The following is a 26,211-nucleotide window of genomic DNA, read 5'->3' on the forward strand; positions in this document are numbered from 1 at the left end:
TGCCAGACGAACAGTCGAGACCGTCTGCGAAGCCATCGGTCAGATCCTCGGCACCGTCACTTCAACCGAATGCAGAAATTACTTCACCGAGGCCGGGTATGTACCAACCTAAATTCATCCCGCTCTAGACGCTCTCGATGCGCATATGCGGCACGAAATTTCTCATAATGTTCATCGGCCTCATCGTCGGTCATTTTCGTCCTCTCGGTGGCCGGCCGCGATTGACGATTTTGTCTACAGTGTTCGATACAGGTTTTTATTTTCCGACCATTCGTCAAGAATGTACGTTGGCATGAATGTCTTCGAGACTTCGTGTCAGAAAAAATCCCGCGCCGTCCTTCAGGACAACGCGGGATTTTTTGTCAAGAAATCACTTCAAGCGACTGAAAGGCTTAGAAAAAGCCCTTCCGCTGCCACCATCCGGCGCGCTTCGGCTTGTCCTCGGTCTTGGCCGCCGGTTCGTCGGCAACGGTCGAAGACACCACCGGCACGACCGGCGCATCCACGGCCGCCGGCTTGCGCCGTGACGGGCGGACCTTCGGTGCCTCCTCGACAGTCGCTGCCAGAGCCTCGTCGGACGCAGTAGCCGGCGTCTCGGCCGGTGCTTCCGCAACGGCAGCCGGCTCATCGGCGACGACCTCGGCCGCGGCCTTCTTCGGCTTGGCGGCACGACGCGGCTTCTTGGGCTTTTCCGTGCTCGGCGCGTCGTCATTGGCCGGAGCCAGCGCCACTGGCTCTTCGGCCGGTGCGGCAACTACCGGCTCGCTGGAGACCGTCACGCTTTCCGCGACGTCGCTGTCGGATGCATCGACCGTTTCGCCAGTGCTTGCTTCGGCCTCGCCTTCACCGTCTTCGCGACGGTTGCGTTTGCCGCCGCGCTTGCCACGCCGGCGCTTCTTGCCTTGGCCTTCATCCGAAGCTTCAACCGTTTCAGACGTTTCGGCAACACCGAGAGGAGCCTCGTCGTCCGCTTCCGCGTCGCTATCGCTGGCAGCGGCAGCTGAGCCGGAGAACTCATCGGCCGGTGCGGAGACGGGAGACCCGTCCGCAGGCGCGCCATGTTCGCGGTCGCGGTCCTTGCCGCCACGACGCCGCCGGCGCTTGCGGCGCTTGCGGTCGCGGCCTTCGCCTTCTTCACCACCGGCAGCAGGCCGTGGCTGCTGTTGCTGCGGCTGCTGCTGGCGTGGCTGCTCGGCCTGCACCGGCGCCTCGTCGTCTTCCTCGACGACCACGATCTCGTCCTCGGGCTCTTCCGGCTCGACATAGGCCGGGAAGCTGCGTGCCTCGACAAAGCCTTCCGGCTTCTCAGCCAGCGCGCCGCGGAAGATCGCATAATGCTGCGCGCCAACCGAATCGTCGGCCTCGACGGTGATGGTCAGGCCGAAGCGGCTTTCCAGTTCCACCAGCGTGCCGCGCTTGTGGTTGAGCACGTAGAGTGCGGTCGCCGCCGGCGTCCGCACGGTGATGTGGCTGCGCGAATCCTTCAGCAGGAATTCCTCGATCGCCCGCACCACCATCAGCGCGACCGATGAATCTGACCGCACATGGCCGGTGCCGCCGCAATGCGGGCAGGGCTTCATGGTCGATTCCAGCACGCTGGCGCGGATACGCTGGCGTGACATCTCCATCAGGCCGAAATGCGAGATGCGGCCGACCTGGATGCGCGCACGGTCGTTCTTGAGGTGATCCTTCAGCCGCTTCTCGACGGAGCGGTTGTTGCGGTTCTCCTCCATGTCGATGAAGTCGATGACGATCAGGCCGGCAAGATCGCGCAGCCTGAGCTGGCGGGCGACTTCCTCGGCCGCTTCCAGATTGGTGTGGAGCGCGGTGTCCTCGATCGAGTGCTCCTTGGTGGAACGGCCCGAATTGACGTCGATGGCGACCAGCGCCTCGGTCTGGTTGATGATGATGTAGCCGCCGCTCTTCAGCGTCACTTGCGGTTGCAGCATGCGGTCGAGCTGGGCCTCGATGCCATTGCGCACGAAGATCGGCGTCGTGTCGCGGAACGGCTGAACCACCTTGGCGTGGCTCGGCATCAGCATGCGCATGAAGTCCTTGGCTTCGCGGTAGCCTTCCTCGCCGGAGACAAGAATCTCGTCGATATCCTTGTTGTAGAGGTCGCGCACCGAGCGCTTGATCAGGCTGCCTTCCTCGTAGACCAAGGCGGGGGCCGTGGATTGCAAGGTGAGACTGCGGACATTTTCCCAAAGCCGCATCAGATATTCGTAGTCGCGCTTGATCTCGGCCTTGGTGCGGCTCTCGCCTGCGGTGCGCAGGATGACGCCCATGCCCTGCGGCACTTCGAGATCGGCAACGACCTCCTTGAGGCGCTTGCGGTCGACCGCGCTGGTGATCTTGCGCGAAATGCCGCCGCCGCGCGCCGTGTTCGGCATCAGCACCGAATAGCGGCCGGCAAGCGACAGGTAGGTGGTGAGGGCAGCACCCTTGTTGCCGCGCTCTTCCTTGACGACCTGCACCAGCAGGATCTGCCGGCGCTTGATCACTTCCTGGATCTTGTACTGGCGGCGCACCGGCTTGCGGCGGTTGCGCACTTCTTCCAGCGCGTCCTCGGCACCGACCGATTCAACCTCGTGGTCGTCCGGGTGCGCGGATTGCACTTCCTCGAGCATGCCGCGATCATTGTCGCCTGACGTCGCTTCGCTGCCTTCCGCTTGCGGCACGGCTTCGGAAATCACATCGGCTTCGATCGAGGCGGCGATCGACGTCGGGCCGCCTTCGCGCGTTTCGGTTTCGTCCTGCTCGTCTGAACCTTGCTCATGTCCGGACGCATCGGCATGTTCGGACGCATCGGCATGTTGCGAGGCATCGGCATGTTCGGACGTATCAACATGTTCGGACGTATCGGCCGCGTGTTCGATGATCTCGGAAGTGTGAGAGATCTCCTCGACAACGACATCGCCGACATTGTCTGCGCCTTCGCTTGCCTCGCCGGAGCCTTCGCTCTCGCCGGCCGCGCCTGCATCGCGCCTGTGGTCACCGCGGTCGCGGCTCTTGCCACCGCGCCGGCGTCCGCGCCGCCCGCGATCGCGGCTCTGGCGATCATCGCCGTCGCCGTCCTCGTCCTCCTCGTCTTCAGCCTCCTGCGCTTCCGCGCGCAGCAGTGCCTGACGGTCGGCGACCGGAATCTGGTAGTAGTCGGGGTGTATTTCACTGAAGGCGAGAAAACCGTGACGGTTGCCGCCATATTCGACAAAGGCTGCCTGAAGGGAGGGCTCTACGCGCGTTACGCGGGCTAGGTAGATGTTTCCTTTGAGCTGCTTCTTGTCCTGGGATTCAAAGTCGAATTCTTCGATACGGTTACCGCGAACGACGACAACGCGTGTTTCCTCCGGGTGGGAGGCGTCTATCAGCATTTTGTTGGGCATTATTTCGTTTCCCCCCGGCAGCCGTCAGCCGCAGCTTGCGAGGCAAAGCCTGCTGCTGCGTGTCTGGAGTGTGGGTGCCGGATAATTGAACGTCCGCCGGCCGCCGCTTGAGCGCCATAGCGGTGCCGCCCGCAGCCATAGTGGCGCGGTTTGATGCGGACCTTTCCATGATTGCGCTTGAAGCCATCGTCACCAGCAGAACCTTTTGAACCAAAGCCCGGACGAACCGGACCAGCTTGTTTGCTCTTACAGAGCCGGCGCGGGAACAAACCCGGCCGTTTTCCTCACGCAGGCGATTCCCCCGCCACGGGCGCACACCTGCGAAATTCGTCGCGATCACCTGAACCCTTTTCGCTTGAAGCGAAAGGAGCCGCCTTTTCATCTGACCCTGTAGCAGGAAGCTGCGGAGGAGGGCGGTTCCAGGATTGCAGTGATCCACTATCGCTTTTATGATTTGGCGGGGTGGAAGGCAACCCCGATTTCCGATGCCGGCAAAAAGCAGTTCCGTAACGTAAGTACAGGTCCGACCCTTGCATGAAAAGGCTTGGTTAACCTTCTCTGGATACCAATCGTTAATCGAGTTCGCGGCCTAACCGGCACTTCGACGAAACAGCGGGCGCCTGGCGCCAAACCGGGAGCGACTGGAAGAGAAATGGGACGGGCAGACTTCACAGACAAGGGATGTCGTGTTGGCGGCCAGATCATCAGTGCCTTTTGCCTCCTGCTGTTGCTGGCGATCTCTTCCGCTTCGTCCTCAGTTGCCGATGCCGCCGACGCACCGCTCGTGGCAAAAGGCTACAAGATGGCGGGCGATGCCACCAAGATGCGCATCGTCATCGATTTCGATCGCGAACCTGACGTCAAATGGTTCCTCCTGCGCGGCCCCAATCGTCTTGTGATCGATCTTGCGAATACGAGATTCGCCATTAACGCCAAGGACTTGAAGGCGCGCGGCCTGGTCAGGGGCGTGCGCCTGGGCGAGCTCGGCGAGGGCGTTTCGCGGCTGATCCTCACCGGCAAGGGACCGTTTGCCGTCGACAAGCTCGATGTGCTCAAGAACGAGGACGGAACCGGCTACCGCATCGCAATCGACATGTCGGCAGTCTCCGAACGCGAGTTCGACGCGGCACTTGCCAATCAGGCGCTGACCACCGGATCGACAGTTTCGACCGACAAGGGAGGGCGGGTCGGCACCGGACCGGTCTCCAATCCGGGCCATCGCTTCACCGTCGTCATCGATCCAGGCCATGGCGGTGTCGACGGCGGCGCCGAGGGCCTGAACGGCACCATCGAAAAGAACGTCACGCTCGCCTTCGCCACCGAGTTGCGCGACAAGCTGGCGGCCGTCGGCAAATATGATGTGTTCATGACGCGCAGTACCGACGAATTCCTGCGTTTGGATGATCGCGTGCGCATTGCACGACAGCACGAGGCCGACCTGCTTATTTCGATCCACGCCGACACAATCAGCGTCAAGGGCATTCGCGGCGCCACCGTTTACACCGTTTCCGACAAGGCTTCGGATCCCGAGGCGCAGGCGCTTGCCGACCGCGAAAATCTCTCCGACCAGTTCGCCGGCATGGAAATCAAGAACGACAACAAGGAAGTCACCGACATCCTGATCGACCTGATCCGCCGCGAAACGCACAATTTCTCGATGAGTTTCGCCCACACGCTGGTCGGCCAGCTTTCGACCAGCGTCGGCCTTATCAACAATCCGCAGCGTTCGGCGGGGTTCAAGGTGCTGAAAGCACCTGACGTGCCATCCGTGCTGGTCGAACTCGGTTATCTCTCGAATGCCAAGGACGAGGCGCAATTGCTCAATGCCGACTGGCGCGGCAAGGCGGCTCAAAGTATAACCAATGCCGTCGCGCTTTTCGCTTCAGCCAAGGCCGGAGCAGGGGCCGGAACCGGAGGCTGACATGCTCGGCGTCGCCCACGACCAGAGGCAGCGTTGCGCGGCGACAACAGCTTGTGCCTTTTATTTCCGGCTCGCGGTCACGAATTCAGGCATTGCCGTATTTTGTCCACATGGTGGCGACATGGGTTTTCGATTGCGGATTGGGACCGGCTCGAAAGCTTGCGTGGAAGGCGGCTTCGTTTAGGAAATTCCCGAACCAAGGACTGGAGCGGGTATGATTCGTCTCATTGGCTATTTTTTCGGCATCGGCACGACGCTGGCCCTTCTGGTCGCGGCGGGCGTTGCGATCTACATCGGCCATTTGGCGAAGGATCTGCCCGACTACGAGGTGCTAGCCAAATACGAGCCGCCGGTGACCACCCGCATCCATGCCTCGGACGGCGCGCTGATGGCCGAATATGCCCGCGAGCGGCGCCTGTACCTGCCGATCCAGGCTATACCGGATCGCGTCAAGGCGGCCTTCCTGTCCGCCGAAGACAAGAACTTCTACAATCACCCCGGCATCGACGTGACCGGCCTTGGCCGCGCCATCATCGTCAACCTGCAGAATTTTGGCTCTGGCAAGCGCCAGGTCGGCGCCTCGACGATCACCCAGCAGGTGGCGAAGAACTTCCTGTTGTCCTCGGACCAGACCTATGAGCGTAAGATCAAGGAGATGATCCTCGCCTTCCGCATCGAGCAGGCCTATCCCAAGGATCGTATTCTCGAGCTCTACCTCAACGAAATCTTTTTCGGCTTCGGCGCCTATGGCGTCGCCGGTGCGGCGCTGACTTATTTCGACAAGTCGGTCAACGAACTGACCGTGGCCGAGGCTGCCTATCTAGCGTCGCTGCCGAAGGGACCGAACAACTACCATCCTTTCAAGCATGCCGATCGCGCGCTGGAGCGCCGCAACTGGGTCATCGACCAGATGGTCGAGAATGGCTACGTGACGCGCGAGGAAGGCGCCAAGGCCAAGGCCGAGCCGCTGGGCGTGACGCCGCGCCGCAACGGCACCTATCTCTTTGCCGGCGAGTACTTCACCGAGGAGGTGCGTCGCCAGATCATCGCCCGTTACGGCGAGAATGCGCTTTACGAAGGCGGCCTTTCCGTCCGCACGACGCTTGATCCGAAGGTTCAGCTCATCGCCCGCAAGGCGATGCAGAACGGGTTGATGAAATACGACACGCTGCGCGGTTATCGCGGACCGGTGACGACCATCGACGTGTCCGGCGACTGGGGCGTGCCGCTGGGCAACGTCAAGGGGCTGGAGGATGTCCCCGAATGGTCGCTGGCCGTCGTGCTCGACAGTTCGGAGGCCGGCCTGTCGATCGGCCTCCAGCCGGCGCGCCAGGCGTCGGGCGAGATCGTCAAGGAACGCGTCGAAGGCACCGTCAGCAAGGATGACATGGGGTTCGCCATGCGCCATGTGGTCGACGGCAAGACCGTCAAGGCCAAGTCGCCGGCCGACGTGTTGAAGCCGGGCGACGTCATCTTCGTGCAGAAGAACGATGGCGCCGATGGCGCATACAGCCTGCGCCAGGTTCCCGAGGTGGAGGGCGGCCTGATCGCCATGGATCCGCATACCGGCCGCGTGTTGGCCATGGTCGGCGGCTTCTCCTACGCGCAGTCCGAATTCAACCGCGCGACGCAAGCCATGCGCCAGCCTGGTTCCTCGTTCAAGCCGATCGTCTATTCGGCAGCACTCGACAATGGCTATACACCGGCCTCGGTGATCATGGACGGGCCGATCACCATCCAGAGCGGCAACACGACCTGGACGCCGAAGAACTATGACGGCACCGTTGCTGGTCCGGCCACATTGCGCTCCGGCATCGAGAAGTCGCGCAACCTGATGACTGTGCGGCTTGCCAACGACATGGGCATGAAGCTGGTCGTCGAATATGCCGAGCGTTTTGGTGTCTACGACCATCTTGCGCCATATCTGCCGATGGCGCTGGGCTCCGGCGAAACGACCGTGATGCGCATGGTGTCGGCCTACTCGATCATGGCCAATGGCGGCAAGTCGATCAAGCCGTCGCTGATCGACCGCATCCAGGACCGCTACGGCAAGACGGTGTTCAAGCAGGACGAACGTGGCTGCCAGGGCTGCAATGCGCCCGAATGGCAGAACCAGCCGGAACCGGAACTGGTCGACAATTCCGAGCAGGTGCTCGATCCGATGACCGCCTATCAGATCACCTCGATGATGGAAGGTGTTGTGCAGCGTGGCACCGGCGCCACCATCGGCGAACTCGGCCGCCACATCGCCGGTAAGACCGGAACGACGAACGACGAAAAGGACGCCTGGTTCATCGGCTTTACGCCCAACCTCGTCGTCGGCCTCTACATGGGCTACGACACGCCGCGCGGCCTCGGCCATGGCGCTACCGGTGGTGGTCTCGCGGCACCTATCTTCAAGGACTTCATGCGGGTGGCGCTGGATGGCACGCCAAATGTCGACTTCAAGGTGCCGGAAGGCATGAATCTGGTCGCCATCAATCGCAAGACCGGCATGCGTGCCGCTTCGGGCGATCCCGGCACCATCATCGAAGCCTTCAAGCCGGGTACCGGACCCGCCGACAGCTATTGGGTGATCGGCATGGGCGCCGACGGCTCCAATGCCACCGGCGGTGCGCTGTCGCCGCAGGCCAACCAGGCCATCCAGTCCGGCGGCGGCGGCCTCTACTGACGATTTTCATGAGCGGATGGGCTGGCCTTGCGCCAGCCCATTTTGCTTTACAGCCGGCGGCAGCCTGCCTATGTATCGCGCCGAGCGATTTCATCAAACAGGACAGAACAGCCAGCCATGCGCGCGGAAACGCAGAATATTGTCGACGAGATCAGGCAGGCGATTACCCTGCTGAGGAGGCATCTTTGACTGGGATCAGGCCATAAAGCGGCTTGAATACCTCAACGTGCGCGCCGAGGACGCCAGCCTCTGGAACGAACCGCTGGAAGCGCAGAAGCTGATGCGCGAACGGCAGGGCCTCGAGGAAGGCATCGCCTCGGTGAAAGGCCTTACGCAGGCGCTGGAAGACAATATCGGGCTGATCGAACTCGGTGAGGAAGAGGGCGACGAAGGCGTCATCGCCGAGGCGGAAGCCGCGCTCCGTTCGATGCAGGGCGAAGCGAAAGCTCGCCAGGTCGAGACGCTGCTGTCGGGCGAGGCCGATGCCAACGACACCTATCTTGAAGTCCATGCCGGCGCCGGCGGCACCGAAAGCCAGGACTGGGCCTCGATGCTTTTGCGCATGTACACGCGCTGGGCCGAGCGGCGCCGCTTCAAGGTCGAAGTGCTGGAAGTGCATGACGGCGAAGAGGCCGGCATCAAGTCCGCCACGCTGCTCATCAAGGGCCACAACGCCTATGGCTGGCTGAAGACGGAATCGGGCGTTCATCGCCTGGTGCGCATTTCGCCCTATGACAGCAATGCGCGCCGGCATACGTCGTTCGCCAGCATCTGGGTCTATCCGGTCATCGATGACACGATCGAGATCGACGTTTCCGAATCCGATGTCCGCATCGACACCTATCGCTCGTCCGGCTCGGGCGGCCAGCACGTCAACACCACCGATTCGGCGGTGCGCATCACCCACCTTGCCACCGGCATCGCGGTCGCCTGCCAGGCCGAACGGTCGCAGCACAAGAACAAGGCCAAGGCGTGGGAGATGCTGCGCTCGCGCCTCTACGAGGAAGAGCTGAAGAAGCGTGAAGCGGTTGCGAACGCCACCGAAGCGTCGAAGAGCGATATCGGCTGGGGTCACCAGATCCGCTCCTATGTGCTGCAGCCCTACCAGCTGGTGAAGGATCTTCGCACCGGCGTCGAGAGCACCAGCCCGTCGAGCGTGCTCGATGGCGACCTCGACGATTTCATGGAAGCCTCATTGTCGCAGCGTATCGAAGGCGGCGCGGGTGAAACGGTGGCGGATCTGGATTGATCCCTAGAGCATGATCCCGAAAAGTGGGTACCGGTTTTCTCGGACAAACGGAAACCGTTTGTCCAGAGATCATGCTCAAACAAACAGATAGAACCGCGACCTCATATAGACCGGGATAAGCGATGGCTCGCAAGCTTGTCGGAAAATGTCTGTGCGGCGCTGTGCAATACGCCGTTCGGGACGAATTTGTTTACGCGGCCAACTGCCACTGTTCCAATTGCCGACGAACCACGGGTTCGGCCTTCAAGCCATTCGCCGGTATCGAGCGCGAGAAATTTGTCCTCACCGAAGGCGAGGACAAGCTTCTGATCTTTGGTGATCAAAGCGGCCATGATGCGCATTGCGGGCTGTGCGGTTCGTTACTCTACTCGCTCGTTCGCGAGGGGGCTTTTGTCCACGTGGCGATGGGAACCCTTGCCGACGATCCGTCCATCCGCCCGTCCGCTCATATCTTCGTCGGCTCCAAGGCGGGCTGGTTCACCATCACCGACAACCTGCCGCAATATCAAGAGCATGTCGTCGGAGCTGTCGACGAATAGGCGTCGGCCGGCCACGTAGCAATTTCTTGCGCCGACTCACATTTGCGCTCACCATCACGGCATTGAGGGGAGACAAAAAGCATTTATGGCTGGGCGCGGCATATCTGCTAGCTGATGATCCAGCCGCTGGGAAGACACGTTCCGGGAACGGGCAAGCGAAACGCTTGATGCTCGTTTGAAAGGAACGTTTCCATGTCTGCTGCCACACCCAGATCGGCCAAAGCCGTTCACCCGGCCGGCCGACTCCTGTTTTCCCTGCTCGCAATTCCAATGATAGCAATGCTGTCGGCGCCGGCGCTGGCGCATGACGCCAAGCCGACCGCGGCGAAGCCGCAAGGCTGGAGCTATCCGTTCGCCTGCTGCGCCAACTACGATTGCCATGAAGTGTCGCAGACCTCGATCAGCGAGCGCCCGGATGGCTATGTCATCAAGGACACCGGGGAGGTGTTGGCCTACAGCGACAGACGGATCAAGGATTCGCCCGACGGCGAATTCCATTGGTGCGCGCATGAAGCCGGACTCGATGCCGGCAAGACCATCTGCCTGTTCGTGCCACCGTCATCCTACTAATGCATGTCGCTCAAAACGACATGCATGGAAACAAAGACTTAAAGCGCGTCGCATGAATCCGTTTCGACGCCACGCGCTTTAGGCCTGGCCAGAAAGCTTAGGCCGACGCGTCATTTTTTGCGCTGCGCCAGCGTGTCTGGTGGTCTGCTGACAGACAGTTGTCAGGAGCGCCTGTTTATGCTGCTTTTGCCGCACCAGGCGGGGCGACAGGAGGGAGTTCGTTGATGACCATCAAGGCAAGCTGTCACTGCAAGGCGACGACATTCGAGGTTTCGCAGGCACCGCAGACGGTAACGCAATGCACCTGTTCGTTCTGCTCGAAACGCGGCTCGCTGTGGGCCTACTACCTCCCGTCGCAATTCAAGCTCACCAGCCCGCCGGAGAACGTTTCTGTCTACCAGTGGGGGTCGAAAACCGTAAAGCACGGTTTTTGCGCCACGTGCGGCTGCGGCACTTTCACGGAGACGCCGGACTGGTCGACAGGCGAACCGGATTTCGACAATCCCAAGATCAGCGTCAATTCGCGGCTGTTCGATGATTTCGATCTCGACAAGGTCGAAGTGGTGGTCATCGACGGCAAGAACCTCTGGTAACCTCGCGAGGAGGGCGACCGGCCAATTGGCGCCGGGGAAAAGCCGCGGCGGCAGCTTTTGCCGTTCCGTTTTTCGCCGCATTTCATGTTACAAGTCGCGGGAAGGGCTGATTTGGCGCCATCGCAATGGCGTGACTTGGAGAGGGACGATCCTATGAAAAAGACTGTGCTCGTCGTCGTGGCGACGGCTTTGCTTGTGAGCGCCTGCACCACCACCGATCCGTACACGGGCGATCAGAAGATTTCCAACACCGCCGCTGGTGCCGGCCTTGGCGCCCTGGCGGGTGCCAGCCTTGGCCTACTTGCCGGCGGCAACGACCGCCGCAACGCGCTGATCGGCGCGGGCATCGGCGCGCTTGCCGGCGGTGCCATCGGCGCTACCATGGACCAGAACGAGGCCGAGCTGCGCCGGCAGCTCGAGGGCACTGGTGTCAGCGTCACCCGCAGCGGCGACCAGATCATCCTCAACATGCCGTCCGACATCACCTTCAACACGGATCAGGATGCGGTGAAGCCCGGTTTCTACCAGGTGCTGAACTCGGTCGCGCTGGTGTTGAAGAAGTTCAAGCAGACCACGGTCGACGTTTTCGGCCACACCGATTCGACCGGCGGCGACCAGCACAATTTCGATCTGTCGCAGCGTCGCGCGCTGGCGGTGGCCAACTACCTGTCCGGCCAGGGCGTCGATCAGCGCCGCTTCGCCGTCACCGGCTTTGGCAAGACGCGCCCGGTCGCGTCCAATGCGACGGCCGAAGGCCGCGCCCAGAACCGCCGCGTCGAGATCCAGCTGTCGCCGCTCACCTGATCTGTTGGCAAGCGAATGCAAAACGGCCCCACGTGGGGCCGTTTTTGTTTGAACGGACGTCGGCGCAGATTGGCGCACTAATGCATGTCGCTCAAAAGTGGTGCCGGTTCGAGACAACGACATGCATAGAAACAAAGGCTCAAAGCGCGTCGCATGAATCCGTTTCGACGCGACGCGATTTAGAGAATTAGCTAGTTCTAATTAACTAGTTTCCCGCAACCATGGAAAGGAATAGCATTGTCCCTGTTCCGGAGGGATGAGGCGGTACAACTGGCCGCGCAATCAGCATTTTTTCCCCGCCTCGGTCTTGCACGGCCAGATCAGAAAATCTGGGAGGAATGCATGACAAGAACAGCCAGCCTTGGGCGTTGCGGCGTCCTGGCTTTAACAAGTCTTATAGGCGCATGGTTGGGCGTCGCTACGGCTGGGGCCGAGGACGCCAACAAAGCCGACATCGACGCCTTAAGAAAGTCGCTCGCCAAATATGAGGACTACACCGCCGCCGTCCGCGACCTCTATCTGTCGACAGTCGGCTGCGTCTACTACAGCGGAGAAAAGATACCCGGCGCGATGGATTACCCGAAAGGCGCCATGGGTATCCATTTCGTCAACGTCCCAAGTATCGGCCAGAAACTCGATCCGATGCACCCCAATGTGCTGATCTACGAACCGACGAAAAAAGGCCTGCGCCTGGTCGGGGTGGAATGGCTGGTGCCGCTGACGCCGGACATCAAAGCGCCGCCGAAGCTGTTTGGCCAAACCTTCATGGGCCCGATGGAGGGACACTATCCGCTCATCCCAAGGGAGTTCGTCCACTACGATCTTCACGCCTGGCTCGGGGACAATCCGAACGGCATGTTCAGTCCGACGAACCCGAATGTGAAATGCAACAAGGCCGAGTTTCCGATGCTGGAGAAACCGACCAAGATGATGCCTGGCCCGATGTAACGGGTGAGCCGGGCTTGGAGCATACGCAGGGGCAAGCCGGATGGCCGGCTTGCCTTTGTTGGCGATGCCGTCAGGACGAGGTCGGCTGATCGACAATTGCCGCAACGATCCGGCGCACGATCGGCAAGACCAGCAGCAGACTCGGAAACGCCACAAGCCATGATGCTCCCCATGCATACGGCCAGGTCGCCACGAAACCGGTTGTCCAGCCCGCATTGATCAGCGTCGATACCGCGGAAACAATGCACGACATCAGGATGGAAAGAACGAATGGCATTACCAGCGCATTGTAGGAGGGCGGTAGTTTCCTCGATTTCAAAACCTTGTCCGATAACGCTCGCATCAAGTATCTCCTGTTCAGAAAGTGGACGTATGCGCGGCTGAGCGCGATCAGGTGGCATGCGCCGTTTGCAGGGCCAGGTTCCGAATGAAGCTGCGCAACGAACGCGGTTCCCGGCCCAAGGCGGTGCGCAATGTCAGACTGTTCCCGCCAAGGCCATAGTCGGCGTAGTGGCCATATACCTTGGCCAACAATTGCATCTGGCGGTCACTGTAGGGGAGGCGGGCATTCGCGGCCCACTCGGCAAATGTCGGCTCGCCCGCGAAGACCGGGCGGCCAAGTTCCTCTCCCATTATTGACGCGATCTCTTCCCGGCTATGCATACCCGCGCATAATTCGATCGTCGCATAGGACAGTCGCGCTTCGGTCAATGCGATCGCTGCCACTTCGGCAACATCGCGGTAGTCGACACGCGCCACCTTCGCTGTCTTTGGAAACGGTTCCGAGAAAACACCATGCTCAACGACGGACGGCCAGGCCGCTGCGATATTCTGCATGAAATTGGCCGGGTGCAGGATCGTGTATTCCATCGTTGTCGAGTAGAGAGCGTCCTCGACGGGCACCTTGCTCGCATGGTTTTCCAGCTTCGTATTGGTCGGCTGGATCACCGACGAGAAGACGAATTTTTGAACGCCCGCCTGCGCCGCAGCCTCAACCATGGCAACCCCCATGGCGGCTTCATCGGGGGCAAAGGCCGGTCCAATATGGAAGACCCCGGCGACGCCCTCGACGGCTCTTTCGAGGCTCCGGCGATTGCGCAAATCGCCAGTGGCGACCTCGGATGCGCCTAGCATTCGGGCCTTCTCGGCGTTCGCCGGATCATGGACGAGCGCTCGAACCGTGGCATTGCGGCGCACAAGTTCGGGCACGACCAGTCCGGCGAATCGACCGCTGGCGCCAACAACCAGCACGGTTGGATTGAGTGCTTGCATGACAACTCCCTTCCCACAAGCCTGTCCTCGCGGGACAACTTACAGGGAGGTACGATGTCGCAATCGGTGTTACAATTGTCCGATTTTGCGATAGATTATGTCGATTGCCGGGAGAATGCATGAGCCGGATAGACGATTTCGAGGCTTTCATCGCGATCATCGAGCATGGAAGTCTGACGACTGCCGCGCGCCGGCTGAACCGCTCGCTGCAGTCGGTCAGCCGGTCCTTGGCGGCGCTGGAGGAATCAGTCGGCGTCGAGCTGGTCCACAGGACAACGCGTCGCTCGACACCGAGTGAAGTCGGGGCAGCCTTTTTCAACCGGATCAAACCCGCGGTCGACGAAATAAACGACGCAAGACTTCAAGCGATCAATCAACGATCGGAGCCATCAGGCGTCCTGCGCGTCGGGGCGCCAGTTCTGTTTGGCCCGAACGTCCTGATGCCTGTCATCGCCGAATACATGCGGACGTATCCCCGGGTCGAGGTCGATCTTCAACTTTCCGATGGATTTGCCGATCTTGGTGCCGAAGGTCTCGATCTGGCAATACGCATCGGCGACTTGCCGGATTCCAACTTGAAAGCTAAACGCCTGGGGGCGTTGCGGCGCGTTGTGTTCGGCGCACCTTCCTATTTTGCGCGGTGCGGCCGGCCGACCCATCCCTTCGAACTGAATGAGCACAGTTGCATCATCAGAACCGTTAACGAGCGTCCAGGTGAATGGACGTTTCAGATCGACGGGAAACCCCGGACCGTGAAGGTCGCAGGCGCTTTTCGCTCCAATCTGATGACCTCGGTCTATGCCGCCGCAGTCCACGGACTGGGTTTGGGCTTCTCGCCTCTTTGGCAGATAAGACATTTGGTGGACGATGGTCGCGTCGAGCTGGTTTTGACGGAATTCGAGCCGGCGCCGGTGCCGATCCATGCCTTGTGGCAGGAAGGCCGGTCATCTTCGGCCAAGGTTCGCGCGTTTCTGGATTTATTAGCATCCCGCCTGGAACTCAAAAGCCTGTAGCATCGACCGGCTATTTGAAGCGCCCAGGTCAGGAGTGACCGGGGCCTGTTTTGCGGTTACCGCGCATGGCGCCGATTGATCCGGGAGCGGGCTCCAAGAGAGCTGCGCATCCTCGGGACGCGCGGCTCTATGGTATCAGACCTTGGCGACGATCCGCATGAAGGCCGGCATGTCGTCGCCGAAGCCGACGGTGGTGTCATTGTCTTCCTGGCGGTGGCGGGCAGGGCGATTGCTGTCGCGCTGCGGCCTGGTGTCACCACGTTCCGGAGCGCGCTGTTCGTTACGATCGGACGATTTGCGCTCGGTGTTTTCCGAGCGGATCGCATCCTTGCGCGCGCGCCGTTCACCGATGTCGGCGACTTCGACCTCAGCCACCACGGGCTGATCCTCGCGTACCGTTGCCGGTGCCGCATCTTCGCTGTGCCTGGCGTGGCGTTCGCGTGGTTTGCGCTCGCCCCTGTCCTTGCGATCGTCGTCCTTGCGGCCGGCGCGGCGCGGTGCGCCTTTGCCACGGCGCGGAGCATCGTCCTCGCCGCCTTCGCTGGCGACCACTGTCGACAGGTCGCCATCATGCCACTCGATCTTGTTGCCGATCAGCCGCTCGATGGCGTCGATATACTTGGTGTCCGACTTGGTCGCGATGGTGAAGGATTTGCCCGAGCGCCCGGCGCGGCCGGTGCGGCCGATGCGGTGGACATAGTCCTCGGCATGGATCGGTACGTCATAATTGAAGACGTGGCTGACGTCAGGGATGTCGAGGCCACGTGCGGCGACGTCGGAAGCGACCAGATAGCGCAGCTTGCCGTCGCGGAAATTGGCCAGCATCTGCATGCGCGCACGCTGGTCCATGTCGCCATGCAGCGCGCCGGCGTCGAAATCATACTTCAGCAGCGAGCGGAACAGCTCGGACACCTCGACCTTGCGGTTGCAGAAGATGATGGCGTTCTTCAGCTCCGCGTCCTCGGCCTTCATCAGGTTGCGCAGCGTCTCGCGCTTGTCCCAGGGCTTGGAACCGGATTTGACCAGGCGCTGGATGATGTTGGTGGCGGCCGACGCAGCCTTCGAGACTTCGACGCGCACCGGCGCGTGCAGGAATTTCTCGGTGAGCTTGGTGATTTCCGGCGGCATTGTCGCCGAGAAGAACAGCGTCTGCCTGGTGAACGGGATCATCTCGCAGATGCGCTCGATGTCGGGGATGAAGCCCATGTCGAGCATACGGTCCGCTTCGTCGATGACGAGGATCTCGACGCCGTTGAGCAACAGCTTGCCGCGCTCGCGGTGGTCGAGCAGGCGGCCGGGTGTCGCGATCAGCACGTCGGCGCCACGCTCCAGCTTCTTGTCCTGTTCGTCGAACGAGACACCGCCGATCAAGAGCGCGATGTTGAGCTTGTGGTTCTTGCCGTATCTGATGAAATTCTCTTCGACCTGTGCGGCGAGCTCGCGGGTCGGCTCCAGGATCAGCGTGCGCGGCATGCGGGCGCGGGCCCGGCCTTTTTCGAGGCGGGTCAGCATTGGCAGCACGAAGGAAGCCGTCTTGCCGGTGCCGGTCTGGGCGATGCCCAAAATATCCTTGCCGAGCAAGGCGTGCGGTATGGCGCCGGCCTGGATCGGAGTCGGCTGGGTGTAGCCGGCATCGGTGACTGCGGAAAGGACCTTCGGCGACAGGCCGAGGTCTGAAAATGTCAACGCTTCTGGAGCGATCGTGGTGTCTGAGGACAAGTGTTGTTGTCTTTGGCTGGTTCGGGGAAGCGCAACGGCGTCTGTCGCGGCAAGCGCCACGCGCCTGCAAGATTGGTATTGCGATTAGGCGCAAGCCCACGATTTGTCAACAGAAACGGGCGGCAATGGCACGATTGTGAAGTTGTAACCTTAATCGCAATGCTTAATCGAGGTGTCGGTAGCTGCGCCAGCTCAGTAGCGGAACTGCTCTGCGAGAATGCGTTCGTTCCAGGAATGATTGGGATCGAACAGCAATGTTGCGGTCGCGGTTGGTGATTCCCGCACCGTTACCGAGGTCACTGCCTTGACCTCGGTATGGTCGGCGGCGGCGTTCACTGGCCGCTTTTCCGGCTCGAGGATGTCGAAGCGCACGGTCGCCTTGTTGGAGAGCAGCGCGCCGCGCCAGCGGCGCGGGCGAAACGGGCTGACCGGGGTCAGCGCCAAGAGTGGCGCGTCGAGTGGCAGGATCGGCCCATGCGCGGAAAGATTGTAGGCGGTGGATCCGGCCGGCGTCGCGATCATCACGCCGTCACAGCTTAGTTCCTCGAGCCGTACCTGCTCGTCGACGGTAATGCGGATCTTGGCCGTCTGATAGGATTGGCGCCAGAGCGCCACCTCGTTGATCGCCAGCGCCGAAACCGTTTCGCCTTCCGAAGTCACCGCCAGCATCTCCAGCGGGCGGATCGTTTCGGCGACGGCGGCCGCGAGACGCTCGGTGAGGCCACCGGAACGATATTCATTCATCAGGAAACCGATGGTGCCACGGTTCATGCCGTAGACCTTCTTGCCCGTCCCCATCGTGTCGCGCAGGGTCTGCAGCAGGAAGCCGTCACCGCCAAGGGCGACGACGATCCCGGCATCCTCGATGGAGGACTGTCCATAGCGCGCCGACAGGCTTTCCAGCGCCGTCTTGGCGTCAGCAGTGTCGGACGAGACGAAGGCGATGCGGCTGACGGCTTGGCTCATGGCTCCCCGATGACGACCGGTTGGCGGCGGCCGGTTACCGGGCCGCGCCAACGCCGGGGTAGCATGGGCAGGGTACGTCTGCAAAGAGAGCCGTTGTTGCGGCCGGCGAGGCGGTGGCAAAACGGCGAGATGCGGACCTGCCGTTCGCGCATCATGTCAAAGGCGACGCGAATGTGATGGTTAAGACCGGGCTTAAGCTCTCGTAAAGCCGCATCGGTCATGTTAGCCGACAGTGGATGGGTGGCGTGGGGCCTAGCCAGTTGAGGCCGACATATTGCCGGTAGCACGCCTGATCATTGTCTTTCTGATGCTGGGAAGTTTCGCTCTTGTCTTCGCCGCACTCGTGCGCCAGTCCGAAGAGATGAGCTTCCGGCCTCAGCCCACCGCGTCGCGCTGCGGCGATGCAGCCGGAACGCCATGCCCGCAAAGGGCGCTGTAACTCCCGAAGACATACCGATCATCTGCCCGATGGCCGACAGGGTTGGCGCCCTGCTTCGGTTCGCGACAGATTCATCGCTCAGCAGTTTTCTCCTCAGCACGGGCTGGTCGGCCACCGCGCGTCGATGGCGTGCGCCCGCCAAAGCTTGCTCGTTGCACTTGCGGCCCTTCGCGGCGTAGATGAGAGCATTGATCGGCGGATAGGCTTTTGGATCGGTGGCGGTAGCCTCATATCCGTTGTTCTTGGGAAACAAGCCCTGCGGCTCGTTGACTGGCCGAGTGTCTGGAGGGGAATTTTCCATGTCGCGCAGCGTGTTGGTTTCAGGTGGCTGCGGTTTCGTAGGCTCACATCTGATCGACCGTCTGCTGCGGCGAAGCGATCTGGAAAAGCTGGTCGTCGTCGACAATCTATGGACCGGGGCGCGACAAAACATTGCGCATGTCACCGACCCGCGTTTCAGCCTCCAGATTGCCGACGCCGAAAGCTTTTCATCCAGTCAGCGCTTTGATGAGATCATCCATCTCGCATCGCCTGCTTCGCCGATATGGTACATGCGCGAGCCGGTTCGCACGATCAAGGCCAACATAGGCGGCGCGCTCAATCTTCTGATGCTGCTCAAGCCCGGCGGTCGTTTCTGCTTTGCCTCGACCTCGGAAATTTATGGCGATCCCGAGATTTCCCCGCAACCCGAGAGTTACAGGGGATCGGTGGACTGCACCGGTCCCAGGGCCTCTTATGATGAAAGCAAGCGCTGCACCGAGGCATTGCTGTTCGAGCAGCAGCGCGTCAGCGGGCTTGATGTTCGTGTCGTCAGGATTTTCAACACATATGGGCCGCGAACCCGCATCGACGACGGCCGCGCCATTTCGAACTTTGTCATCCAGGCTCTGACGACAGGGATCCTGACGGTTTACGGCGACGGTTCCCAATCGCGCAGCTGGGGTTATGTAGACGACATCGTCGAAGGACTGGAACGTTTCTTCTGGCGCGACAGCATCTCGCACCGTGGTCCGCTGAACATCGGCAACAATCACGAGGTTTCGGTTCTGCGCATCGCTGAATTCGTCAGCTCGCTTGTTCCTGGCAGCCGCATCGAGCACCAGCCTCCGGTTCCCCAGGATCCAACCAACCGATGCCCGGACCTGACTTGGGCGAGGCATGTCCTTCCTGGCTGGGAAGCGAAAACCGGCTACCAGGAAGGCATCGAGCGGACGTTCGAGTGGTTTCGCCAACAGATCGCGGCGACCATGCGGTCTAAAGCGCGTCGCGATTGAACGGATTCAGGCGACGCGCTTTAGGTCTTTGTTTTATGCATGTCGTTGCCCCAAAACGGGGCCACTTTTGGGCGACATGCATTAGGATGTGACGCAAGAATCGGCCGCTCACTGCGCCACCACCTGCAAATTGGCGTTGCCGTAGAATCTATAGGCAAGATAGGTCGGGTCGCCGGTTTCATAGAAGCGCTTGCGCACCACTTGCAGCATCTCGGCAAGGTAAACCGGTCCGTCCTTGAGCCGCGCGCTGATGCCGCCGTAGAAGTCGCTCGAGAAGGCGGCGGCCGCGCGGTCGGTCAACGGCCACATGCCGCCGATGAAGCCCGACGACGGCTGAAACGCGTCCTGGCGCACACGCTTTCTCGTCCCGATCAAGGACTGCCTTACGAACGGTCGAGCCCATGGCTGCGTCTACAAAAAGATATTGACTGTATGTTTAGTCATAGTTATCACCTGATGGTGAGGATCAAGTTGGTCAGCCGGCTTCCGCCGGTGAATGACCACGCAGGAGAGGGGAATATCTTGACAGCCATACGGCCCGCCGTTGAGGCGAAGGGCGTCACCAGGATCTTTCGGGGAACCGGTCAGGATTCGGTTAGAGCGCTCGACAACGTCTCCGTCGCGATCCGCGAGAATGAATTCTTCACGCTGCTCGGTCCGTCCGGCTGTGGAAAGACGACGCTGCTGCGGCTGATCGCCGGCTTTGACTATCCGACTGACGGCGAAATCCAGCTTTACGGCCAGGACATCGCGCCGCTGCCGCCCTTCAAGCGGCCGGTCAACACCGTCTTCCAGTCCTATGCGCTGTTTCCGCACATGACGGTCGCCGAGAATATCGGCTTTGGCCTGAAGATGCTGGGCAAGCCGAAGGCCGAGATCGAGGCGCGCGTCGACGCGATGCTGAAGCTCGTCCACATGCAAGAGCTCAAAAATCGGCGCACCAGCCAGATCTCCGGCGGCCAGCAGCAGCGCGTGGCATTGGCAAGGGCGCTGGCACCGCAGCCCAAGGTGCTGCTGCTCGACGAACCCTTGTCGGCGCTCGACTACAAGCTGCGCAAGGAGATGCAGATCGAGCTGAAGCGGCTGCAGCACGAGACCGGTATCACCTTCATCTTCGTCACCCATGACCAGGAAGAAGCGCTGACGATGTCGGACCGAATCGCGGTGATGTCGGCGGGAAACATCCTGCAGGTCGGCACGCCCTGGGACGTCTATGACCACCCGGCGGAGCGGTTCGTCGCCGACTTCATCGGCGAGACGAATTTCCTGACCGGCATGGTCGAAAGTGCAGGCAATGGCCAGGCGCGGATTGCCTTGCGCTCGGGTGCGAAGATCTGCGCGACCGCCGCCGCGGGTTTCCGCGCAGGCGGCAACGCAACGCTGATGGTCCGGCCTGAGCATGCGAAGCTCGTCAAAGGCCGCGGCGACCTGACCGGCACGATCGAGACCATCGTCTATTTCGGCACCGACACGCACATCCATGTCCGGCTGGACGAAGGCGACGTCTTCATGGTGCGCCAGCAGAACTCACGCAGCGCCAGCTGCGGCTTCGAAAACGGCGACAAGGTCGGCATTTCGATCGGCGACGACGCTGCTCAAGTGCTGAAGGACTAGGGCCATGGCGACCGCGAGAGAGGTAGCCGAAAAGGCCGAACGCGACGACATCAGGTCACGCTGGCTGCTTTCCACCCCGGCACTGCTGATCGTCTTCCTCGCGGCCCTTGGGCCGCTGCTGATCGTGGTCGTCTATTCCTTCCTGACGCCAGGCAATTACGGCGACGTGAAATGGCAGTTCTCGACCGATCCCTGGGTGAGCGTACTGTTCGAGCGTGACGTCTTCGACGACACGCTGTCGTTCGCCACTGCATATCTGTCGATCTTCTGGCGCTCGGTGTCGCTGTCGCTGGCAACCACTTTGTTGACCCTGATCCTCGGTTTTCCCACCGCCTATTTCATTGCCACACGGCCGGATCACCGGCGCGACATCTGGCTGTTCCTGATCACCATCCCGTTCTGGACCAACCTTCTGATCCGCACCTTCGCCATGCAGCAGGTGCTGCGCAATGACGGCATCGTCAATTCGGTGCTGCAGCTGCTTGGGATCACCGACCATCCTGTCCAGCTCATGTACACCAATTTCGCCGTCCTGGCCGGCATGGTCTACGTCTTCCTGCCGCTGATGGTGCTGCCGCTTTACGCCAGCATGGAGAAGATCGACTTCCGCCTTGTCGAGGCGGGCTACGACCTCTACGCGACGCGGTTCCAGGTGTTGAGGCGCATCATCATCCCGCTGGTCACGCCGGGCATCGTCGCCGGCTCGATCCTCGTCTTCATCCCCTCGCTCGGCGCCTATGTGACGCCGCGCGTGCTCGGCGGCGGCACCAATCTGATGATCGGCAACCTGATCGAGCTGCAATTCGGCCAGGGCAGAAACTGGCCGCTCGGTGCGGCGCTGTCGATCACCTTGATGGCGATCGTCATGATGGCGCTGCTGTTCTACGTCCGCAACACGACCAGGTCGGATGGCGCTCATGGCTAATCGCTTCGACGTCCGGCGGCAGAACGGCTTCGTCAGCGTGGCGATGCTGTGTTTCTTCCTGCTTTACCTGCCGATCGCCACGCTCGTGGTCTACGCCTTCAACGACAATGATTCCGTTGTGATCTGGAAAGGCTTTTCGCTGCGCTGGTTCCACATCGCCTGGAACAATGCGCTGGTCATAGAATCGTCGATCCGCTCGTTCCAGATCGCCGCAGTGGCCGCCGTGCTGGCGACCATCACCGCCACGATGGCGGCGCTGGCGACGACCAGGACCAAGCCGTATCCGGGATTGACCCTCAAATACGCCTTCATCAACCAGCCGCTGATGGTGCCGGAGATCGTCACCGCGGTGGCGCTGCTGATCGTGTTCTCGCGCATCAAGATATGGACCGGTTATTCCGGGCTCGGCTACCTCGTCGCCGCGCACACCGCCTTCTGCATCCCGTTCGCCTATCTGCCGATCCGGGCCCGGCTTGAAAGCATGGACCTGTCGCTCGAGACGGCAGCGGCCGATCTCTATGCAACGAAGTGGAAGACCTTTCGGCACGTGACCTTGCCATTGCTTTGGCCGGGCATTCTCGCCGGATTGATGCTCGCCTTCGTCGTCTCGCTGGATGACGTCGTCATCACCGAATTCGTCAAATCGGGCGGCCAGGACACGCTGCCGACCTACATGCTCGGCCAGCTCCGGCGCACCGTGACGCCGGAAGTCAATGCGATCTCGACGGCCTTCCTCGTGCTGTCGATCGGCATTGTCACGGCTTTCTTTTTCATCAGCAGGAAACGGACCTGAGGCGGCAACGCCGACGGTCCCAACAATGGGAGCATTGAGCATGAACTGGAAACTGACCGCGACGGCGATCGGGCTGTCGCTGCTGGCCGTGACGGGTGTGGCCCGCGCCGAGGGAGAACTCAACATCTACAATTGGGGCAATTACACCAACCCCGATCTCATCAAGAAATTCGAGGAGACCTACAAGGTCAAGGTCACCGTCACCGACTTCGATTCCAACGACACCGCGCTGGCCAAGATCCGCCAGGGCGGTGCCGGTTTCGACATCGTCGTGCCTTCGGCAAGCGTCGTCCCGATCTGGATCAGCGAGGGGCTGCTGCTTGAATCGCGCCCGGACCAGATGGAGAATTTCAAAAACGTCGATCCCAAATGGGTCGATGTCCCCTTCGATCCGGCTCGCAAATATACCGTTCCGTGGCAGTGGGGCACGACAGGCGTGTCGGTCAACAAGTCGGTCTATTCCGGCGACGTGAACACGTCCGCAATCTTCCTCGACCCACCGCCCGAGCTCGTCGGCAAGATCAACGTCGTGCCCGAAATGGGTGACATCATGTTTCTCGCCATCGCCTACGAAGGCGGCCAATACTGTACGGCAGACAAGGTGGTGCTGAAGAAGGTGCGCGACAAGCTGGTCGAGGCCAAGGCGAAATGGCTGTCCTTCGACTACGGCGCCGTCGACGGCCTGGGCAAGGGCGACATCGCCGCCGGCGTCAACTGGAACGGCATTTCGCTCCGCCAGCGGTTGCAGAACGACAAGATCGTCTATGGCTATCCCAAGGAAGGCTACCCGATCTGGATGGACAACGTCGCCGTCCTCAAGGACGCCAGGAACGTCGAGAACGCCAAGCTCTTCCAGAACTTCATCATGGACCCGCAGAACGCAGCACTGATCTCGGCCTTCGCGCGCTATTCGAACGGCATCAAAGGCTCGGAAGCCTTCATGCCCGACGACATGAAGAACGCGCCGGAAGTGAACGTTCCGGCTGAATTCGCGGCCAAGGGACAGTTCATGCAGGCCTGTCCGCCGGACGTGCAGGCGCTCTACACGAAAATCTGGACCGACCTCCAGAAATAGCCCAGCCCGGGTTTTCTCGCGCCGCGATATCGCGGCGCGGCCACCTCGCGTCTGTTCATGCCAAGGCGATCTGGCGATCGCAGGAGACTTCCCATGACCGATCTCGATCTTTGCTATCTGCCGGCCAGCGAGGCGCTGCGGCTGTTCAAGGCGAAGAAACTATCGCCCGTCGAATTGATGCAGGCGACCATCGACCGCGCCGAGGCGACGAAAGCGGCGATCAACTGCTTCACCTTCACGCATTTCGACGAGGCGATGGAGCTGGCCAAAAAAGCCGAGGCGAAATACGCCAGGGGCGCCAGGACCGGCGCGCTCGAGGGCCTGCCGATCGGCATCAAGGACGAGAGCTACATCAAGGGCAAGCCGACATCGCACGGCTCGCTAATGTCGAAGGATGCCATTGGCGGCCACACCTCGACGATGAATGAGCGCATTATCAAGTCCGGAGGCATCGTCCATGCACGCACGGCAACGCCCGAATTCAGCTGCGCCGGCTACACCTGGTCGAGGCGCTGGGGCGTCACGCGCAATCCATGGAATCCGGACTTCACGCCAGGTGGTTCGTCCGGCGGTGCGGCGGCGACGCTTGCCGCGGGCACATCGTCGATTGCTACCGGTTCGGACATTGCCGGATCGATCCGCATCCCGGCGTCTGCCTGCGGTCTCATCGGCTTCAAGCCGCCTTACGGCCGCAATCCCGATGAGCCGCCCTTTAACCTCGACTTCTACTGTCATACCGGCCCGCTGGCGCGAAACGTGCGGGATGCGATCCTGCTGCAGAATGTCATGGCAGGACCGAGCCCGCTCGACATCGCCACGCTGCGCCCGAAATTGCGCCTGCCGCTCGACTACAAGCCGATCAAGGGCTGGAAAATTGCTTTCTCGATGGACCTAGGCTCCTTCGAAGTGGATGCGGAGGTGCGGAGAAACACACTCGCTGCCTGCGATGTGTTCCGCTCACTCGGCGCCACCGTCGAGCAGGTCGATCTGGGCTGGGGCGACGAGGTGCTCAAGGCCGGCATGGCCTATCTCGAGCACCTCTTCGGCGCCTCGCTGTCGCAACTGCTCAAGCAGCACGGCAAGGACATGACAAGCTATGCACGGCAATTCGCCGAGGATGGGCAAAAGTCGAAGGCCACGGACTTTGTCGCAACCCTCGACGTGGCGGCCAGGATGTACCAGACGCTCGGGCCGTTGCTGGAGACATATGACATGCTGATCTGCCCGACCAACGCGCTTCCCTCGGTGCCGGCGGAGTTCGACCACACCAGGGACACTGTCGAGATCAACGGAAAGCAGGTGAACCCGTCGCTTGGCTGGGTGATGACGACGCCGTTCAACATGCTGAGCCGCTGTCCCGTTCTCACCATACCGTCGGGCCGGGCGGCGAGCGGCGTGCCGACAGGCATCCAGATTGTCGGCCGCACCTATTGCGACGCCGATGTTTTCCGGGCAGCGCTGGCCTATGAGACGTCACAGGGTCAATGGTACGGAAATGCCGAAACGCGCCCGTCGCTATGATCAGCCATGTGGCCCTTGCCGCGCTGGTGCTTGATCTCTCGCTTCGCTTATGGTGAGCCGGCGCGCGGGGTTGGAAATCTCCGCCGCAAGGTTTGAAAGGCTGGACAGGAATGGCGCAACGCAAGGCTACCGCGGCACCGGAGACACCCAGGGCGATGGTGGCCCAAGGTGGCGACAAGCGGCTCGAGCCGGCCCCCAGGGATCGCCGGCGCGAGCGCGGCGAAGCCAGCATTCAGCGCATCATCGACGCCACGATCGATCTCATCGCCGACGAAGGCCTGGCGAGCGTCACCATGCAGCGGATCGCCGAGCATGTCGGCTCTTCCAACGCACTGGTGGTTTTCCACTTTCGCAGCAAGGAGAACCTGTTTCGCGCCGTGCTGCAGTATCTCAGCGATCAGTACGATGAATTGTGGGCGACGCTGGTACGTGTGCCCGCTCTGTCGCCGGTCGAACGGCTGATGGGCGCGGTCGAATGCGCACAAAGATTCGCGCGGCAGCATCCGAAATGGGTTTCGGTCTTTGTCGTGTTCTCCAGCGACCGCAAGAGCATGCAGATCTACAACGAGATCGGCCTGCCCAGCGATCTCAGCTACAATGCCGAGGCGCGCGACTTGCTGATCGAAATCAAGCGCAGCGGCGGCTACACCGATGTCGACCCGGATACACTGGCTGAAAGCCTCAATTATCTCGTCCATGGCGCATGGATCTGGGATCACCTCAACCCACCGGCGGGTAATTCCGATGTGCTGAGAAAGACGATGCTGATGCTGCTGCATCAGTCGTTTCCGCGGCATTTCGAATTGATGCGCTAAGGTGTGTTGTTATTCAGGTGATGCCGGCCTGCAAACGATGGCTTTCTGCGCTTCCGGTGCTCACGTACGAAAAGTACGCTCCGCTCCGGTTCTCGGAAGCCACC

Annotated in this window: 22 protein-coding genes; 16 read left to right on the forward strand and 6 right to left on the reverse strand. The window is 61.2% G+C overall.

All coding sequences use genetic code 11. The features are described 5' to 3' along the window. Window positions 1–392 precede the first annotated feature (392 nt). The gene (locus B5V02_RS35245) at window positions 393–3,386 is read right to left on the reverse strand and encodes an Rne/Rng family ribonuclease (RefSeq protein ID WP_111548583.1); all 2,994 of its coding nucleotides are present in this window, start codon (window positions 3,384–3,386) and stop codon (window positions 393–395) included. A gap of 652 nt (window positions 3,387–4,038) precedes the next feature. Between B5V02_RS35245 and B5V02_RS35250 the strand changes: the two genes are divergently transcribed. The 8 genes from B5V02_RS35250 to B5V02_RS35285 all read left to right on the forward strand — a co-directional run bounded on the left by B5V02_RS35250 (window position 4,039) and on the right by B5V02_RS35285 (window position 12,681). Further along, window positions 4,039–5,307 (forward strand): N-acetylmuramoyl-L-alanine amidase, encoded by a 1,269-nt coding sequence (locus B5V02_RS35250; RefSeq protein ID WP_111548584.1) that lies wholly within the window; start codon window positions 4,039–4,041, stop codon window positions 5,305–5,307. Window positions 5,308–5,521: 214 nt separating this feature from the next. Then, a complete protein-coding gene (locus tag B5V02_RS35255) occupies window positions 5,522–7,978 on the forward strand; it encodes a penicillin-binding protein 1A (RefSeq protein WP_111548585.1) in 2,457 nt (818 codons plus the stop codon). A 117-nt stretch (window positions 7,979–8,095) separates the two neighbouring features. Further along, window positions 8,096–9,227, forward strand: a protein-coding gene (gene prfB / locus B5V02_RS35260) for a peptide chain release factor 2 (protein ID WP_111548586.1) whose coding sequence is annotated in 2 segments (ribosomal slippage) — window positions 8,096–8,161 and window positions 8,163–9,227 — 1,131 coding nt in all. Because the reading frame shifts where the segments join, the coding sequence is not laid out codon by codon here. Between the two features lie 122 nt (window positions 9,228–9,349). Continuing rightward, entirely contained in the window at window positions 9,350–9,766 is a 417-nt protein-coding gene (locus B5V02_RS35265) for a GFA family protein (protein ID WP_111548587.1), read from the forward strand. A gap of 192 nt (window positions 9,767–9,958) precedes the next feature. Continuing rightward, complete coding sequence (locus B5V02_RS35270) at window positions 9,959–10,336, forward strand: hypothetical protein (protein WP_111548588.1); 378 nt, start codon at window positions 9,959–9,961, stop codon at window positions 10,334–10,336. A gap of 224 nt (window positions 10,337–10,560) precedes the next feature. Beyond that, a complete protein-coding gene (locus B5V02_RS35275; protein WP_111548589.1) occupies window positions 10,561–10,929 on the forward strand; it encodes a GFA family protein in 369 nt (122 codons plus the stop codon). Between the two features lie 153 nt (window positions 10,930–11,082). Then, window positions 11,083–11,733 carry a YiaD family glycine zipper/OmpA-like lipoprotein gene (locus B5V02_RS35280; protein WP_027045634.1) on the forward strand — a complete coding sequence of 217 codons (651 nt, stop codon included), beginning with the start codon at window positions 11,083–11,085 and terminating at the stop codon, window positions 11,731–11,733. 342 nt (window positions 11,734–12,075) lie between these two features. After that, window positions 12,076–12,681, forward strand: a complete 606-nt coding sequence (locus B5V02_RS35285; RefSeq protein ID WP_111548590.1) for a hypothetical protein — start codon at window positions 12,076–12,078, stop codon at window positions 12,679–12,681. A gap of 70 nt (window positions 12,682–12,751) precedes the next feature. On the opposite strand, the gene B5V02_RS35290 is transcribed toward B5V02_RS35285, so the two are convergent. Continuing rightward, window positions 12,752–13,024, reverse strand: a complete 273-nt coding sequence (locus B5V02_RS35290; RefSeq protein ID WP_111548591.1) for a DUF2798 domain-containing protein — start codon at window positions 13,022–13,024, stop codon at window positions 12,752–12,754. Window positions 13,025–13,071: 47 nt separating this feature from the next. After that, window positions 13,072–13,953, reverse strand: coding sequence for an NmrA/HSCARG family protein (locus tag B5V02_RS35295; RefSeq protein WP_111548592.1), 882 nt, complete (start codon window positions 13,951–13,953; stop codon window positions 13,072–13,074). A gap of 119 nt (window positions 13,954–14,072) precedes the next feature. Between B5V02_RS35295 and B5V02_RS35300 the strand changes: the two genes are divergently transcribed. Then, complete coding sequence (locus B5V02_RS35300) at window positions 14,073–14,966, forward strand: LysR family transcriptional regulator (RefSeq protein WP_111548593.1); 894 nt, start codon at window positions 14,073–14,075, stop codon at window positions 14,964–14,966. A gap of 135 nt (window positions 14,967–15,101) precedes the next feature. Here B5V02_RS35300 and B5V02_RS35305 read toward each other — a convergent pair whose 3' ends face one another. Then, window positions 15,102–16,685 carry a DEAD/DEAH box helicase gene (locus B5V02_RS35305; protein ID WP_167458800.1) on the reverse strand — a complete coding sequence of 528 codons (1,584 nt, stop codon included), beginning with the start codon at window positions 16,683–16,685 and terminating at the stop codon, window positions 15,102–15,104. Window positions 16,686–16,877: 192 nt separating this feature from the next. After that, window positions 16,878–17,651 carry an NAD kinase gene (locus B5V02_RS35310; RefSeq protein ID WP_111548595.1) on the reverse strand — a complete coding sequence of 258 codons (774 nt, stop codon included), beginning with the start codon at window positions 17,649–17,651 and terminating at the stop codon, window positions 16,878–16,880. A gap of 738 nt (window positions 17,652–18,389) precedes the next feature. Between B5V02_RS35310 and B5V02_RS35315 the strand changes: the two genes are divergently transcribed. Continuing rightward, complete coding sequence (locus B5V02_RS35315) at window positions 18,390–19,364, forward strand: NAD-dependent epimerase/dehydratase family protein (protein WP_111548596.1); 975 nt, start codon at window positions 18,390–18,392, stop codon at window positions 19,362–19,364. Window positions 19,365–19,472: 108 nt separating this feature from the next. On the opposite strand, the gene B5V02_RS35320 is transcribed toward B5V02_RS35315, so the two are convergent. Further along, complete coding sequence (locus tag B5V02_RS35320; protein ID WP_111548597.1) at window positions 19,473–19,718, reverse strand: hypothetical protein; 246 nt, start codon at window positions 19,716–19,718, stop codon at window positions 19,473–19,475. 168 nt (window positions 19,719–19,886) lie between these two features. Here B5V02_RS35320 and B5V02_RS35325 point away from each other — a divergent pair, with 168 nt between their 5' ends. The 6 genes from B5V02_RS35325 (at window position 19,887) to B5V02_RS35350 (ending at window position 26,107) form a co-directional block, all read left to right on the forward strand. Next, entirely contained in the window at window positions 19,887–20,978 is a 1,092-nt protein-coding gene (locus B5V02_RS35325; protein ID WP_245446367.1) for an ABC transporter ATP-binding protein, read from the forward strand. Between the two features lie 4 nt (window positions 20,979–20,982). Continuing rightward, window positions 20,983–21,903 carry an ABC transporter permease gene (locus B5V02_RS35330; protein ID WP_111548599.1) on the forward strand — a complete coding sequence of 307 codons (921 nt, stop codon included), beginning with the start codon at window positions 20,983–20,985 and terminating at the stop codon, window positions 21,901–21,903. Continuing rightward, a complete protein-coding gene (locus B5V02_RS35335; protein WP_111548624.1) occupies window positions 21,896–22,696 on the forward strand; it encodes an ABC transporter permease in 801 nt (266 codons plus the stop codon). The genes B5V02_RS35330 and B5V02_RS35335 overlap by 8 nt, the downstream gene beginning before the upstream one ends. A 40-nt stretch (window positions 22,697–22,736) precedes the next feature. Then, a complete protein-coding gene (locus B5V02_RS35340) occupies window positions 22,737–23,771 on the forward strand; it encodes an extracellular solute-binding protein (protein WP_111548600.1) in 1,035 nt (344 codons plus the stop codon). Between the two features lie 93 nt (window positions 23,772–23,864). Then, the gene (locus B5V02_RS35345) at window positions 23,865–25,292 is read left to right on the forward strand and encodes an amidase (RefSeq protein WP_111548601.1); all 1,428 of its coding nucleotides are present in this window, start codon (window positions 23,865–23,867) and stop codon (window positions 25,290–25,292) included. Window positions 25,293–25,402: 110 nt separating this feature from the next. Then, window positions 25,403–26,107: a TetR/AcrR family transcriptional regulator gene (locus tag B5V02_RS35350; protein WP_111548602.1), complete on the forward strand. Its 705-nt coding sequence runs from the start codon at window positions 25,403–25,405 to the stop codon at window positions 26,105–26,107. Window positions 26,108–26,211: the final 104 nt, after the last annotated feature.

The sequence above is a fragment of the Mesorhizobium kowhaii genome (genome assembly GCF_003253745.1).
GTDB lineage: Bacteria > Pseudomonadota > Alphaproteobacteria > Rhizobiales > Rhizobiaceae > Mesorhizobium > Mesorhizobium kowhaii.